2 protein-coding genes are annotated in these 519 nt (G+C 72.1%); both read right to left on the bottom strand.

What is annotated here, in order from left to right; genetic code table 11:
* Positions 1 to 75: 75 nt before the first annotated feature.
* Entirely contained in the window at positions 76 to 366 is a 291-nt protein-coding gene (locus ABD323_RS45415; protein WP_344447777.1) for a hypothetical protein, read from the bottom strand.
* Positions 359 to 519 (bottom strand): RNA polymerase sigma factor (locus ABD323_RS45410; RefSeq protein WP_344447778.1); only part of this gene is annotated, 161 nt, incomplete at its 5' end. The genes ABD323_RS45415 and ABD323_RS45410, both read right to left, overlap by 8 nt.

Below are 519 nucleotides of genomic sequence, written 5' to 3'. Positions count from 1 at the left end.
CGCCAGCCGGAACCGCCCTGTCGCATCCATGGCCCCACCCTCTCAGCCGCACCCGGCCGAGCCGGAGGGATTTCCTCAAGATCGGATCATCGGCCACCCACGAGCCTGCCGGGCGACGGACAGCTCGCAGCGACCGTCCACACACGAACGCTCCAGCCGCCCGTTCGAGACGGTCTGCAGCAGCCCGATCGCCCAGCACATCGGACACCCGCGCAGCGCGAACAGACCGACCGGCGCCAGCAGCAGGCCGACCGGTCCGCCCACCGGAAGGAGCAGCAACGAACCGGCCAGGGCGCCGAATCCCAGCGCGCCGCGCACCAGGTGCCGGGGCACCGAGGCGCTGGCGAAGTCCTGACGGTCAGTCATCCCCGCCCCCCGGGAAGGGCTCGGACGTTCCCTGCAAGGTCTGACGCACCGTCGCGCGGGCGCGGTGCAGCCGCGACTTCATCGCGGCGGTGCTGAGGCCGAGCGCATCGGCGGCCATCCGCCCGCTGTAGCCCTGGATGTCCCGCATGATCA

Origin of the sequence: Kitasatospora nipponensis, from assembly GCF_039528135.1 — a bacterium.
GTDB classification, from domain to species: domain Bacteria; phylum Actinomycetota; class Actinomycetes; order Streptomycetales; family Streptomycetaceae; genus Kitasatospora; species Kitasatospora nipponensis.
This window is presented reverse-complemented; position numbering and strand designations above follow the sequence as displayed.